This window comes from Nesterenkonia marinintestina, from assembly GCF_025420485.1.
GTDB lineage: Bacteria > Actinomycetota > Actinomycetes > Actinomycetales > Micrococcaceae > Nesterenkonia > Nesterenkonia marinintestina.
Genome location: NZ_JAOEFD010000001.1, coordinates 20,465 through 34,048, shown reverse-complemented (window position 1 = coordinate 34,048; position 13,584 = coordinate 20,465). Strand labels below are relative to the sequence as shown.

The 13,584-nt window shown below is 69.1% G+C and carries 12 protein-coding genes; 10 read left to right on the top strand and 2 right to left on the bottom strand.

Translation table 11 applies throughout. The annotated features are described in order from the left end of the window. Nucleotides 1–26: 26 nt before the first annotated feature. The 7 genes from N7E59_RS00125 (at nucleotide 27) to N7E59_RS00095 (ending at nucleotide 10,171) form a co-directional block, all read left to right on the top strand. Complete coding sequence (locus N7E59_RS00125; protein WP_261622884.1) at nucleotides 27–2,843, top strand: helix-turn-helix transcriptional regulator; 2,817 nt, start codon at nucleotides 27–29, stop codon at nucleotides 2,841–2,843. A gap of 159 nt (nucleotides 2,844–3,002) precedes the next feature. Continuing rightward, nucleotides 3,003–3,758 carry a WecB/TagA/CpsF family glycosyltransferase gene (locus N7E59_RS00120; protein ID WP_261622883.1) on the top strand — a complete coding sequence of 252 codons (756 nt, stop codon included), beginning with the start codon at nucleotides 3,003–3,005 and terminating at the stop codon, nucleotides 3,756–3,758. Then, complete coding sequence (locus tag N7E59_RS00115; RefSeq protein WP_261622882.1) at nucleotides 3,755–4,684, top strand: glycosyltransferase family 2 protein; 930 nt, start codon at nucleotides 3,755–3,757, stop codon at nucleotides 4,682–4,684. The genes N7E59_RS00120 and N7E59_RS00115 overlap by 4 nt, the downstream gene beginning before the upstream one ends. Beyond that, nucleotides 4,677–6,065 (top strand): lipopolysaccharide biosynthesis protein, encoded by a 1,389-nt coding sequence (locus N7E59_RS00110; RefSeq protein ID WP_261622881.1) that lies wholly within the window; start codon nucleotides 4,677–4,679, stop codon nucleotides 6,063–6,065. Before N7E59_RS00115 ends, N7E59_RS00110 begins: the two co-directional genes overlap by 8 nt. After that, on the top strand, nucleotides 6,058–6,960 hold the full coding sequence (locus tag N7E59_RS00105) for an ATP-grasp fold amidoligase family protein (protein ID WP_261622880.1): 903 nt from the start codon (nucleotides 6,058–6,060) through the stop codon (nucleotides 6,958–6,960). The genes N7E59_RS00110 and N7E59_RS00105 overlap by 8 nt, the downstream gene beginning before the upstream one ends. Further along, a complete protein-coding gene (locus tag N7E59_RS00100) occupies nucleotides 6,957–8,495 on the top strand; it encodes a sugar transferase (protein WP_261622879.1) in 1,539 nt (512 codons plus the stop codon). The genes N7E59_RS00105 and N7E59_RS00100 overlap by 4 nt, the downstream gene beginning before the upstream one ends. 77 nt (nucleotides 8,496–8,572) lie before the next feature. Then, nucleotides 8,573–10,171, top strand: a complete 1,599-nt coding sequence (locus tag N7E59_RS00095) for an ABC-F family ATP-binding cassette domain-containing protein (protein ID WP_261622878.1) — start codon at nucleotides 8,573–8,575, stop codon at nucleotides 10,169–10,171. 4 nt (nucleotides 10,172–10,175) lie between these two features. Here N7E59_RS00095 and N7E59_RS00090 read toward each other — a convergent pair whose 3' ends face one another. After that, nucleotides 10,176–10,955: an SDR family oxidoreductase gene (locus tag N7E59_RS00090; RefSeq protein ID WP_261622877.1), complete on the bottom strand. Its 780-nt coding sequence runs from the start codon at nucleotides 10,953–10,955 to the stop codon at nucleotides 10,176–10,178. Nucleotides 10,956–11,034: 79 nt separating this feature from the next. Further along, on the bottom strand, nucleotides 11,035–11,742 hold the full coding sequence (gene fabG, locus N7E59_RS00085) for a 3-oxoacyl-ACP reductase FabG (RefSeq protein WP_261622876.1): 708 nt from the start codon (nucleotides 11,740–11,742) through the stop codon (nucleotides 11,035–11,037). Between the two features lie 204 nt (nucleotides 11,743–11,946). On the opposite strand from fabG, the gene N7E59_RS00080 reads away from it, so the two are divergent. The 3 genes from N7E59_RS00080 to N7E59_RS00070 are packed head-to-tail and all read left to right on the top strand — an operon-like array spanning nucleotide 11,947 to nucleotide 13,583. After that, entirely contained in the window at nucleotides 11,947–12,390 is a 444-nt protein-coding gene (locus N7E59_RS00080; RefSeq protein WP_261622875.1) for a DUF3099 domain-containing protein, read from the top strand. A gap of 3 nt (nucleotides 12,391–12,393) precedes the next feature. Next, the gene (locus N7E59_RS00075; RefSeq protein ID WP_261622874.1) at nucleotides 12,394–12,681 is read left to right on the top strand and encodes an acetone carboxylase; all 288 of its coding nucleotides are present in this window, start codon (nucleotides 12,394–12,396) and stop codon (nucleotides 12,679–12,681) included. Next, nucleotides 12,678–13,583: an SURF1 family cytochrome oxidase biogenesis protein gene (locus N7E59_RS00070; protein ID WP_261622873.1), complete on the top strand. Its 906-nt coding sequence runs from the start codon at nucleotides 12,678–12,680 to the stop codon at nucleotides 13,581–13,583. Before N7E59_RS00075 ends, N7E59_RS00070 begins: the two co-directional genes overlap by 4 nt. Nucleotide 13,584 lies beyond the last annotated feature (1 nt).

Genomic DNA, 13,584 nt, shown 5'->3' with positions numbered 1-13,584 from the left:
GGAAGCCGGCGGAGGAGGAGACATCCATGTCGGATCGGCCCGTACTGATCGGTCGTGAGACCGAGGGGCTGCGCCTGCGACAGATGGTCTCCGACGTCATCACCCGCCGTGCTCCCCGCCTGGTCGTGATCGAGGGTGCTGTGGGCGTCGGCAAGACCGCCCTGATGCACCACGCGGCCGACCACATGAGCTCTCGCGGTCGCGTGAGCGTGTATCTGCAGGAGCATGACAGGAGCTCGGAGGGATTCGTCCTCCGGCAGCTGCTCCACGGATCGGGCGTCTCCCCCTCTCCGGGCGCGGGACCGGAGGAACAGGTCGAGGCCCTGCTGAGGCGGACGCGTGATGTGCGGACCCCGGCGGTGGTGCTCCTGGACGACCTCCATTGGATCGACGATCTCTCGGCCGACGTCCTCTTCGACGCCCTGCGCACCCTGCGCTCTGCGCCCCTGCTCATCGTCCTGACGGCACGGTCGACAAGACGAACGATCCTGAATCGACTCGCGCGCTTCGCCGAGACCTCCGCAGAGGGTCTGCTGCTGCGGCTGCGCCCGCTGGACTCCTGGGACATCCGACGTCACCTCGAGGCGCAGACCGGGATGCCCGTCGATCCCATGATCGCTGACGTGATCCGGGAGGCCACCGACGGGCTCCCCGGGATCGTCTCCTTCGTCTGCGACCACCTGACCAGACGCACCGGAACCTGGGGGAACCGGCTGACCGACGCCCTCAACGCCTTGGCCGAAGTCGACGGTCCCTTCGACCGTCGGGCGGCCGACCTGCGCACCATGCTCGACGACTATCCGACCGAGGTCCGCCGAGTCATCTCGCTGGTCGCCGACGCCGGCGAGCCGATCTCGGCCGAGGAGATCCGGGAGGTCCTCGGCAGCGGAGAGCTGAACATGGAGGAGCTGTTGGAGACGGGCCTGATCGAGTGGCGGTCCCGTTCCGGACGCCTGAGCCTGGAGTATCCCGCCACGACTCTTCTGGAGTCGGACCCCGTCCGGGAGGCCGAGGGTGCTCGACCAGAAGGTGCGTCGGAGCTCATCGAGGCTGCGAAGCGTGCCTTGGACGCCGGTGAGAAGGATCAGGCGATCGCGCTGGCCAGAGCTGGATGTCATCTCCGTCCGACCGGCGAGACGGCGGAAGAGTTCGCCTTCTTGGCCCTGTACGTGAAGAGCACCACCCTGACCTGGACCCTGTCCGGTCTGGTGCCGCACCTGAGACCTGGGGCTCTCACCGATGTGATCCACGCTCAGCGCGCGATGTCGGTGGGGGACATCGAGGGGGCGGAACGGCTGCTCGCCGGTCGGGAACGCCTCACCGAGGTACCGACCAAGACCCTCCTCGTGCACGCCGAGGCGGTGTCCGCGATCGCAGCGGCACACAGCATCCGCCAGGTCGACGTCGACCTCGAGTCGTTCCTGCAGCCGACGATCGGCGCACTGGTCGTCCTGGAGGAGGAACTCCGCGAGGCGATGGAGGGCGGGGGCGATGAGTCGGGGATCCCGGTGCTCGACCGGACCTCGACGTTGTGGGGCACCGCCGTCCAGCTGCGGGCGCTGTTGGAGATGTGGCTCCTGCTCACCCGGGTGGAGCATCTCCCCGTCGAGACCATGATCGATGAGCTGGATGCGCTGATCGCACGTCTGGACGGGACGGTGGACCCGGACTACCCGACGGCGATACTGCTGCTGATGAAGGGCAACGTGCTCTGTCGGGCCGGTGATCTCGCCGGTGGGTTCGCCGCCATGCAAGAGGTCACCCGATTTCCCCTGGAACCGGGCGCGGGGGTCTTCACCTCAGCGCGGATCTGGCTGTCCCTGGTGCTCTTCCACGCCGGTCGGTGGAACGATGCCCATGAGATGGCCCTGCTCTCGGCGGGGAGCGTGCTGAGCATCGGCGACGACTTCAGCTCCTACGTGCGCAGCGTCGTCGACCTGGTCCCCTGTGCGCGGGGTGAGCGGCGGCCCGACCCCGTCATGACGGCAGATGAGGGTGAGCCTTCGCGGCTGGTCACGGTGGCCCAGGCCTATGCGGCGGCCTGGTCCGCGATCGCCCGTCAGGACCACGAGGACACGGTGCGGCACCTTCTGAAGGTCAGGGGAGGGGGAAACCATTGGACCGGAGGGGTGTGGTCCACGGTGCTGCTGGCACGGGCCTACCTGCACAGCTCGCGCGGCCACCTCATCGGACCTCTGGTCCAGGAGGTCCGAGAGGACCGCAAGACCGTCCGATGGGTCCGTGCCTGTGTGGAGGAGTACCTCTCCGGCCTCCTTTCGCTGACCGGCGAGGGGCCCGACGACGCCCTCGGACATCTGCTGAACGTGTGGACGACGCTTCGGGGCGAAGGGCCTGCGAGTGAGGGGGAGGAGGTCTGGGGCGTCTGGTCCGCCCGCCTCTACGCCGCTCTGGTGGGGGTGGACATGGCCTACGCGGTGGCCCAGTCCCCGGGCACGGAGGCCGAGGAACGACGGTCCGTCCTGTATGCGGTCAGCTGGTCCGCATCCCAGTTCGAACGGTGGGGGCAGCCGATGCTCTTCCGTACCGCCGACGAACTTGCCCAGCGGCTTCGCGCACCGATGTCGAAGAACGGCCGCCGGGGCGGCGATCTGCGGCTGGTCGGCATCCCGAGCGTGCTCACCGCCTCGGCCCAGGAGGCACTGGCCCCGCTGACGGGACGCGAGCGCGAGATCTCCATGCTCGTGGCCCAGGGAGGCAGCAACCGCGAGATCGCAGGTCGACTCATGGTGTCGGTCCGTACGGTGGAGTACCACGTGGCGAACGTCCTCTCGAAGCTTCATCTGGGCTCGCGGCACGATCTGCGGCGCCTGATCAACGACTGACCCTGCACTGGGAATCACGGGGAGACTACTGGCACACCACGGGAGTCGCTCAGTAGCGGTCACCTGAACTCGGACAAGACGGATCCGGAACCGTCGCTCGGTCCATAGCGTGTGTAGAACGCTCTGATGCCGAAGGACGGGAAAGGACTGGGCGCACCGATGACCCTCACGCGACGCGTACCGGTGTTCGACATCGACGTGACACCGCTGACGTTGGATCAGCTGCTCTCGGAGATCTGTGACGCCGTGGACCACGGCGGGCGGCTCATGGTCGCCGGGCACAATCTGCACTCCGTCTACCTGAGCACCACGGACGACTCCTTCCGCCGCTTCTACGAGCGCACCGACATCAAACTGATCGACGGGATGCCGGTGCTGGCCGCGCTGAACCTCGGAGACATGCTCGCCGGTCGGGGGGCGACGGGGGTGTCCCATCGGCTCGGCTCCACGGATTGGATCCGTGAGTGCGATCGTCTCCACTGCGTCCGACGAGTGGCCGTCCTGGGAGCGCCCGAGCCCTCCAACTCGGCGGCGGTGGAGCACATGGCCGGTCGCTCCCGCCACGTGGAGTACCTGGGCATCCCGGGCCACCCCTGGGACGAGCGGCGGCTCCCGGAGCTCCTGGGGCGTCTGCAGGACTTCGACCCCCAGGTCCTGTTCGTCGGGATGGGCATGCCGCTTCAGGAGAGCATCGCGGTCGCCGTGGCGGACGGGACTCGGATTCCGGTGATCGCGACCGTGGGCGGTGCTGTGGATCAGATCTCGGGGGCGCAGTCGCTTGCGCCGCGTTGGCTCGGTCGTACGGGATTCGAATGGGCCTGGCGCCTGGCCTCGGATCCGCGACGCTTCGCCGGACGTTATCTCGTCGAACCCGTGCGGCTCGCCCGTGCGCTGCTGGCCAGGAGGACCGCATGAACACGACAGGACCGAACAGCACCGAACCCCTGGTGACTGCGATCATCCCCACCGTCGGCCGACTCTCGCTCAAGCGGGCGGTGGGATCGGCGCTTCGTCAGACCGAACCCACTGTGCCGCTGGTCGTCCTCGACGATCCGGACGCCGCGGGAGAGGTGCGACGCCGCCTCGACGGCATGCCGCACCGACTGATCTCGACCGAAGGCCGCGAGGGCGGTGCCCGGGCGCGGAACCTCGGAGTCCTCGCGGCCGACACTCCGTACGTGGCCTTCCTCGACGACGACGACGAATGGGTCGCCCAGAAGTCGGAGTCCCAGCTGCCCCACGCTCAGCAGGGTGCCGTGGTCAGCTCCCGTTCCCTGCTGATCGGTGAGATGAGCCGGGTCGTGCCCGAGCAGCTCTACTCCTCCGCATCGGGATCGGCGGCCGCTGACGCGACGTCGGAGAAGCCCGGCGGTGCCGTGGCCGACTACGTCCTGGACCGGTCGACCCTTCGGCTCCGGCGCCGATTCATGCAGACCTCCTCGCTGATGTGCAGCCGTGACTGGGCTCTGAGCGTTCCCTGGGACGAGGCGCTGCCGCGCCACCAGGACTGGGACTGGCTCATGCGCGTCGAGGCTGAGGGCGCTGAGCTCCGATCCCTGCCCGACATCCTCGTCCGGGTCTTCCAGGACAGCTCGGGATCCGTCTCCCGCCGTCCGGACTGGCGAGCCAGCATCGACTGGATCGATTCGCTCCCGGTGCCCGTCTCGTCTCGGGCCCGTGCGGACTTCAACGCCTCGGTGGTCGCACGGAACGCCTTCGAGGCCGGGAACTGGGGGGCCGGCGTCCGCAAGCTCTGGGGCGCCGTGTTCTCCGGGGCCCACCCTGCGGCCCTCATGGTCGGGATCAGCGGGGCGACCCATTCCCGGTGGCGACATGCCTGAACGCTCGTGGCTCGGCATGTTCCTCCGCACAGCCGGACTCCGGCTGGCGGTGCTGCCGCTCTCGGCGCTTCTGGTCCTCACCGCCGCCGGCCTGACGATGCACTATGCCGGTGCCGCCGCCTTCGGGCTGATCACCCTGGTTTCCCAGCTCAGGATGGCGCTGCCGTTCACCGATCTGGGCATGGGCGCCGCGGTCACCAGGGCGGTGGCCCAGGGTCGCGACGCCGGTGCGTCCGCACGCCGGGAGACGGCGCTGCTGATCCGGCGGACCGTGCAGATCCTGACGGTCATCGGCATCGCCGGGGCCGTGGTCGCCGTCGGTCTCGGATTCGCGGGAGCCTGGTCGGCGGCCTTCCGTGCCCCTGATTCCCTGGCCGCGGACGTCGACGCCGCCATGACGGTGGTCCTCGTCGTCTTCTTCCTCAGCCTTCCCATAGGGATCGCCGAGCGCGTGCTCATCGGGCTGGACCGGTCCGACCTCGTAGTCATCTACGGGCTGGTCCCGGCACTGGGCAACGTGGTCTACGTGTTCCTGGCCGGATCGGCCGGCGTCGCCCCCATGTGGTTGGCGATGGGTCTGCCCTTGGGCTCACTGGTCTTCCTCCTGGTGTGCTGGCGTGCGGCCTTCCGCCAGCCGGACGCCGTCGGGCTCCGCCCGGGTCTGCATCCGGGGGGGCTGCTGCGTGCTCAGGAGGGACCGCCGGTGGGTCCGCTCCTCCTCGGCGGAGTTCCGGTGGTCCTGGCGACGGCAGGCATGGTGCTCGCCGAGCAGCACGGCCGCTTCGTCCTGGCGGCCGCGGCGTCGCCGGAGGTCCTCAGCGAGTACGCTCTGGGGCTTCAGCTGTACATGCCGATCTTCTCGGTGCTGTACATGGCGGCCACCGTGTTCTGGCCACGCTTCGCCGCCGGCGGCGACAGGACGCTGTGGCTGCGGGCCAACATGGTCCTGGTGGGGTTCGGCCTCGCGGCGGCGATGGGGTATCTCGTCTTCGCCCGGCCGGTCGCCGCGATCGTCAGCCGATCGGAGCTGGAGCTGTCCTGGACCGCAGTCGTGTGCTTCTCCGCGGCACTGGTGGCACAGTCGGCCCATCTCACCCAGGTCAACCTGCTGACCGACCGCTCGGGGTTCTGGAAGCAGGCCGCCATGAACCTCTCGGTCCTGGTCCTGATCGTCCCCGTCACACTGCTGGGGCTCTCGCTGGGCCTCGGGGCCGCGGCCCCTGCGGCCTCGATGGTGCTGTGCGTGCTGTGCGCACAGGTCGTCCCCGGTCTGCTGATCGGACATCGCCGAACGGGCGCCCACACCTCCTCGCGGCAGGAGTCGCCGGTCACGGCCTCCGACGCCGCACGACACTCAGGAAAGGTGACCAACCATGCATGATGACGTCCGCAGGCTCCTGCGCGTGGTCCCCGACCCTCTTCTGCGCCACCTGATGTACCGCCGACGGTTCGGACGGTGGGGCAACTTCTCCAGTCCCAGCCGCTTCTCCGAGTTCCTGGTCCGGCGTCTCCTCCAGGATCGCGACGACAGGTTCGCGTGGACCTGTGACAAGCTGCGCATGAAGGCCTTCGCCGCCCGGCGCTGCCCGAACCTGATGGTCCCCCAGACGCTGTGGCACGGGCGCGACGTCTCGGAGCTGCCGGTCTCGGAGCTGCCCGAGCGATGGGTGCTCAAACCGAACCACTCCAGCAAACGCGTGTTCATGGGTGACCGCTCCACCACCACGGACGAGCTGCATGAGGCCACTGCGGGGTGGTTGAAGGTCTATGACCGGCACGCCGTCGGGGAGTGGGCCTACGGAGAGGCGGAGCGGACGCTGATCGTGGAGCAGCATCTCGGCGGGGGGAACTCCATCGACGACTTCAAGTTCTTCGTCTTCCACGGCCGGGCCCTGCTCATCGAACACATGTCGGGACGGTTCACCGACGACGACGGCGAGCGCTTCTACACCCGGGACTGGCGCAGTCTGGACATCAGCAACTGCGGTCCGCTCCATCCGCCGGGGCCGGCGCCGGAAGGGTTGGAAGAGATGATCGCCGCCGCCGAGGAGCTGGGGCGAGACTTCGACTTCATGCGCGTCGACCTCTACCAGGTCGACGGCCGCATCTGGTTCGGCGAGCTCACTCCCTACCCATCGGGCGGGATGGACCCCTTCGAGCCCGAGTCCTTCGACATCCTCCTCGGCGCCTGGTGGGCCGGGGTCGACGACGTCCCGACCATCGCTCGCGACCTGGTCGACGACGGTGTGCTGACCGGTGGAGGTGGACGCCTGTGACGGATCAGCTGACTCACAGTCAGGTCGAAGTCCGCCCGAGTCCGGAACCGCCGGAAGCTCCGGTGCGCAACGGTCCCGAAGATACCTTCGGGGCCGGCAGCGAAGTCACGCGGCACTGGCAGCGACGCTATGCCGTCGGCCTGTGGATCACCGATGTGCTGGTCGTCGCCGCGGCGCTGCTGGTCTCGCAGCAGCTGCGCTTCTCCGACGGCTCCACCGCCGTATCCACTTCGGACCAGCTGCTCCCGGACATCCTCAAGGACCACTGGACGGTGTCCGTCGCCCTGCTGGTGCTGTGGTCCGCAGCGCTGCAGGTGCGGGGGAGTCGGCATTGGAAGCAGCTGGGCAGCGGACTCACCGAATACCGGCGGGTCGTCGACGCGACGCTGCAGGTCTTCGGGCTGCTGGCCATCCTGGCCTTCGCCTTCAGCTGGGACGTCTCCCGCGGCTACCTCTTCGTCGCGCTGCCGCTGGGGCTGGCCCTGCTCCTCGGTTCCCGCTGGCTGTGGCGGCGATGGCTGCGCACCCGGCGTCTCCACGGGGAGTGTCTTCACCGGGCCCTGGTCATCGGCGAGCACACCAAGGCCTCCCACGTCGTCGGAGAGATCCGGACGGCGGGACCGTCGGTGGGGATGGTCGTGGTCGATATGCTGACCGACGATCCCTCGGACGGCGGCGGTTCGGTCGTGGGGGGGTCGGACGCGGTGGACACCGTGGCCGACGCGGTCACCCGCTCGGGCGCGGATATGGTCATCCTCGCCAGCTCCGACGGAATGGGGCCGCGCACCCTGCGTGAGCTCGGATGGGCGCTGGCGAAGCTCGACGTGAACCTGGTGGTGGCGCCGTCGCTGACCGACATCGCGGGCCCCCGGATCCATGCGCGTCCACTGGCCGGACTGCCGCTGATCCATGTGGACTATCCCCGGCTCACCGGCCGTGCCGCGCTGACGAAGAGATTGTTCGACATCGTCTTCTCCCTGACGGCCCTGACCCTGCTCGCCCCGGTGCTGGTGGTGCTGGCGCTGGCCGTGCGGCTCGACAGCAGGGGCCCGGCACTGTTCCGGCAGGAGCGGATCGGGGTCCACCACTCTCGGTTCCGGATGCTGAAGTTCCGGTCGATGGTCGTCGACGCCGAGGCGCGGCTGAGCGAGCTGGAGCAGCAGTCCGAGGGCAATGGGGTGCTGTTCAAGATGCGACGGGATCCGCGGATCACTCGGATCGGCGGCACCCTGCGGCGCTACAGCCTCGACGAGCTGCCCCAATTCCTCAACGTCCTGCGCGGTGACATGTCGATCGTGGGACCCAGGCCGCCGCTGGCCCGAGAGGTCGACGCCTACGACGACTGGGCCCACCGGCGTCTGCTGGTCCGTCCGGGGATCACGGGTCTGTGGCAGGTTCGGGGGCGGTCCGACCTGTCCTGGGAGGACAGCGTGCGGCTGGACCTCTACTACGTGGAGAACTGGTCGCTCTGGACGGACATCGGGATCGTGCTGCGCACTGTGCGCGCCGTCTCCTCCGGCTCAGGGGCGTACTGAGCGGGTGCACCGGTAGACTGTCCGGGTTCCCCTCCGGCCCGTCCGGAGCCCCCTGCCCGGAAAGGCCCCGCCCCACTGTGATCAGCGTGTCCGACCTCGAGCTGCGCATCGGAGCCCGCCTGCTGATGGACGAGGTGAGCTTCCGCGTCGACGCCGGGGACAAGATCGGCCTGGTCGGCCGCAACGGCGCCGGCAAGACGACCATGACCAAGGTTCTGGCCGGATACGGCCAGCCGACCTCGGGTCGTGTCGAACGCACCGGTTCTGTGGGGTACCTTCCGCAGGATCCCCGGGTCGACGACATGACGCAGCTGGCCCGGGACAGGATCCTCTCGGCGCGCGGGCTGGACTCGGTCATCACCCGGATGCGTGAGACGGAGGAGCAGATGACCTCCGAGGTGGACTCCGTCCGCGACCGGGCCATGCGGCGCTACTCGAGGCTGGAGTCCGAGTTCCAGGCCAACGGGGGCTACGCCGCGGAGTCGGAGGCTGCGACGATCTGCGCCAATCTGGACCTGCCGGAGCGGATCCTGGCCCAGCCCCTGGAGACGCTCTCCGGCGGTCAGCGTCGCCGGGTGGAGCTGGCCCGGATCCTGTTCTCCGACGCCGACACGCTGCTGCTGGATGAGCCGACCAACCACCTGGACCAGGATTCGATCGTCTGGCTGCGGGACTACCTGCAGCACTTCTCCGGCGGGTGCGTCATCATCTCCCACGATGTGGAGCTCGTCGAGCGTACGGTGAACAAGGTCCTCTACCTCGACGCCAACCGTCAGTGCGTCGACGTGTACAACATGGGCTGGAAGCACTACCTGGCCCAGCGCGACCAGGATGAGGCGCGCCGGCGTCGGGAGTTCGCCAATGCGGAGAAGAAGGCCGCCGCGCTGCGCAGCCAGGCGGAGAAGATGCGGGCCAAGGCGACCAAGGCCGTGGCCGCGCAGAACATGCTCAAGCGTGCGGACCGGATGATGCGCGGACTCGAGGGGGAGCGGCAGACCGACCGTGTGGCCAACATCCGCTTCCCCGAACCGGCCTCCTGCGGCCGGACTCCGCTGACGGCCCAGGGGCTCTCGAAGTCCTACGGCTCGTTGGAGATCTTCCGTGGGGTGGACCTCGCGGTGGACCGAGGGTCCCGCGTGGTGGTGCTGGGTTACAACGGGGCCGGGAAGACCACCCTGCTGCGCATGCTCGCCGGAGTGGGCGATCCCGACTCCGGTGAGGTGGTTCCGGGCCACGGTCTGAAGCTGGGCTACTACGCCCAGGAGCACGACACCCTCGACACCGAGCGTTCGGTGCTGGCCAATATGAAGACGGCCGCACCCGAGCTGACCGACACCGAGCAGCGTCGGATCCTGGGGTCGTTCCTGTTCACCGGTGACGACGTCGACAAGCCCGCCGGAGTGCTCTCCGGAGGAGAGAAGACGCGACTGGCCCTGGCCACCCTGGTGGCGTCCAGCGCCAACGTGCTGCTGCTGGACGAGCCCACCAACAACCTGGATCCGGCGTCGCGGGAGGAGATCCTGGCGGCGCTGCGGACCTACCGGGGCGCGGTGGTGCTGGTCACCCACGACGAGGGCGCCGTGGAAGCGCTGGATCCCGAGCGCGTGGTGCTGCTGCCCGACGGTGTGGAGGACCTCTACACCGCGGAGTACCAGGACCTGGTGACCCTGGCCTGAGGGTTCAGCCCTGCTGGTCCCGGAGGAAGTCTTCGGCTCCGCCGACCAGCTCGAGGTGTCCCTGCTCGAGGTCGTCCCGGCCGACCAGTGCGGCGATCTCTGCGGCGAACTCCTCCACGGAGTACAGCCGTCCGGCGGCGGTGCGGCGCGACTCCAGCGCCCCCGGCTCCGCCCGCTCGAGCAGCGTGGCGGTGATCGTGCCCTCGATCATGTCGCCGGAGATCACTGCCAGTCTGATGCCGCGCTCGTCGAGCTGGGGGATCATCTCGAGCAGGGCGTCCTCGCCGGCCCGCTTGGACCGGGCCACCGGCTCGTAGGAGTCCATCGTCGCGGTGTCCCGGATGAAGTGGGCCTGGTGGCTGGTGACGAAGATGACCTGTGAGCCTTCGGGCATGACGGTCATCGCGGTGCGCAGCATCTGCACCTGCGCGTCGCGGTTCAGCGTCAGCGCATAGTCTTCGCCTCGGTCGGACTCCATCCCGCCGGAGGCGTTGAGGATCAGCAGGTTCAGACCGCCGAACTCCTCGACGGCGGCGTCGACCAGCGCCTGGGCGCCGACCTGCTCCGTCAGGTCGGCGCCGACGGCCACGGCGCGTCCTCCGGCCTCCTCGACGGCCTTGACGACCTTGTTCGCCCGGGGCGCCTTCTGCCGGTAGTTCACCACGACGCCGGCCCCCCGGGCGCCGAGCAGAGCGGCGGTGGCGGCTCCGATGCCGCGGGATGAGCCGGTGACGATGGCGCCGGTCTCGGCGAGGTCCTGGGTGTTCTGCTGCGTCTCGGTCATGGCGGGTGCGGCACCTTTCGGCGGGGGAGCGGCTGCGAGTGGGGGGTCGGTTCGTCAGGAGGTGGGGCGGAGGGCGGGGTCAGTGCCCCATCCCCAGACCGCCGTCGACGGGGATGACGGCTCCGGAGATGTAGGCGGCCTCCTCGGACGTGATCCAGCGGACCACCCGTGCGACCTCCTCGGTCTCGGCGAAGCGTCCGGCGGGTATCGACTCCAGGTACTGCTTCTGGGTGGACTCGTCCAGGGCGTCGGTCATGTCGGAGCGGACGAAGCCCGGTGCCACCACGTTGGCGGTGATGCCGCGGCCGCCGAGCTCACGGGTCAGGGAGCGTGCCATGCCGACCAGGCCGGACTTCGAGGCGGCGTAGTTGATCTGGCCGGGGGACCCGTAGAGGCCGACGACCGAGGAGATGAGCACGACTCGGCCGCGCTTCAGCCGCAGCATCCCCTTCGAGGCCCGCTTCAGGACGCGGAAGGCACCGGTCAGGTTGGTGTCGACCACGTCGGTGAAGTCGTCCTCGGACATGCGCAGCAGCAGGGTGTCCCGGGTGATTCCGGCGTTGGCGACCAGGACCTCCACGGGGCCGTGGGCCTCCTCCACCGTGGTGAACGCGGCGTCGACGGAGGCGGCGTCGGTGACGTCGGCCGACACACCGAGGGCCCCCTCTGGGGCCTCTCCGCTGCGAGTGGTGACGGCGACCCTGTCGCCCGCGGCGAGGAACTCCTCGGCGATGGCGCGACCGATGCCTCGGTTGCCTCCGGTGATCAGGACGCTGCGTCCGCTCATAGCTGTGCCTGCCTCTGGGTCGGTCTCTGGGTCGGTCTCTGGATCGGTCCGGCGGGTCGGTCCGTCTGGTCCGGACCACCACCTGCTCGGAACTCCACACTATGACAGGTGCCCGGTGACCGTCGCGTCACACCACGCTCCGAGGGGTCGTGCGGATGTGACTCGGACATCGGAGCACCAGGTGAGAGCGGTAGGATCGGGGAGGTGAATGATCCCGTCCACTCCATCACCGACGCCCCGGAGCGGCACAGCGACGAGCAGACCCGTCGCATGGTGCGCTATGCGGCGGCGATGGGCATCCGCATCGTGTGCTTCGTGCTTGCGGTGCTGCTGCAGAACTGGATGAGCTGGGTCCTGCTGGCCGCCGCCGTGATCCTGCCCTACGTCGCCGTCGTGGCCGCCAATGCCGGGGGAGACCGCTACGCGAGGACGCGCGACGCCGACACCTATGACGACGGCCCGTCCCTGCTGACCGCCGGTGGGCAGGAGGATGAGGCCTTGGACCGCCAGTGGTGGGAGGATGAGGAGCGCGACGAGCGGCAGGACTCCGGCGCCGAGGCGGACCCACACACAGTGATACCCGGTCTGCTCGACGACGACGATCCGGAAGAGGACCTGTCCGCGGAGCGACGAACCGGAGGAGGATGACGGATGGATCTGCTGAGATCCCTCGAAACCGACGGCCCACGGGCCGACGGGTCGCCTCCCGAATGCTCCCGACGGGGCTGCCGGGCCCCCGCCGGCTGGCAGATCCTCTGGAACAACCCGAAGATCCACCACGCGGAGCGCCGCAAGATCTGGCTGGCCTGCGACGATCACCGCGACTGGTTGGAGCACTTCCTGCGCCAGCGTCTGTTCTGGCGTGACACCGAGCCGCTGGGCGACGGTCGGGACGCCGACGGCGGCGATGCCGCGGCGGGGGAGTCCGGGCCCCGGTGACACGACGCTACCGCTTCCTGCTCTCACCGACCTGGCTCGGCTGGCTGGGTCTGTGCACCCTGTTCGCCCTGGCGTGCGTGTTCCTGGCCCAGTGGCAGATCGATCGTCGGGACCAGGCGCTGGAGGAGATCGGACGGGTGGTGTCCAACTACGACGAGGATCCCGTCAGCTACTCCGAGGTGCGGGAACTCTTCCACGATCCGTCGGCGGACGACGAATGGACCGTGACCCGGGTCACCGGAGAGTACCTGGAGGATGAGACCCGGTTGGTCCGCAACCGCGCCCATGCCGGATCCATCGGCTACGAGCAGCTGGTGCCGTTCTCCGTCGCCGGGACCGACGACGTCGTCGTGGTCAGTCGGGGATGGCTCCCCACGGACTCAGCCGACGGGTCGCGACCGGCCTATATGCCTCAGCCCCCGGAGGGTGAGGTCGAGATGGTGATGCGTCTGAAGCCCGGTGAGCCCGAGATCGATCGGGACGCCCCCGCGGGGCAGCTCGCCTCGGTGGACCTCGACGAATACGCGACCGAGGTGGACCGTGATCTGGTCCTCGGAGCGTACGGGCAGATGGCCTCGGAGGACCCGGCCCCGGAGGAGACGCCTCAGCAGCTGGCCCGCCCGGAGCTCGACGAGGGGCCGCATCTGTCCTATTCGATGCAGTGGTACGCCTTCGGGCTCCTCGGATTCGTCGGCTGGGGCTATGCGGCACGCGTGCAGGCGCGTCACGATGAGCTCAGCGACGAGGAGGACGACCTCGACGACGGCCGACACCGTGCCGCCGGCGTGCCGCGTCAGGAACGGCTGCGGGAGGCCCGACGTCGTCAGCGGCTCCGCAGCGGCCGACTCACCGACGAGGACGTGGAGGACGCCTGGACCGAGGAGCACCTGCTCCGCCGGTGAG

Bases quoted from the DNA above. Each gene is read 5' to 3' on its own strand.
- N7E59_RS00125 (WP_261622884.1), top strand. From the start codon at position 27: ATGTCGGATCGGCCCGTACTGATCGGTCGTGAGACCGAGGGGCTGCGC.
- fabG (WP_261622876.1), bottom strand. From the start codon at position 11,742: ATGAGCGGACGCAGCGTCCTGATCACCGGAGGCAACCGAGGCATCGGT.
- N7E59_RS00110 (WP_261622881.1), top strand. From the start codon at position 4,677: ATGCCTGAACGCTCGTGGCTCGGCATGTTCCTCCGCACAGCCGGACTC.
- N7E59_RS00115 (WP_261622882.1), top strand. From the start codon at position 3,755: ATGAACACGACAGGACCGAACAGCACCGAACCCCTGGTGACTGCGATC.
- N7E59_RS00105 (WP_261622880.1), top strand. From the start codon at position 6,058: ATGCATGATGACGTCCGCAGGCTCCTGCGCGTGGTCCCCGACCCTCTT.
- N7E59_RS00090 (WP_261622877.1), bottom strand. From the start codon at position 10,955: ATGACCGAGACGCAGCAGAACACCCAGGACCTCGCCGAGACCGGCGCC.
- N7E59_RS00075 (WP_261622874.1), top strand. From the start codon at position 12,394: ATGGATCTGCTGAGATCCCTCGAAACCGACGGCCCACGGGCCGACGGG.
- N7E59_RS00120 (WP_261622883.1), top strand. From the start codon at position 3,003: ATGACCCTCACGCGACGCGTACCGGTGTTCGACATCGACGTGACACCG.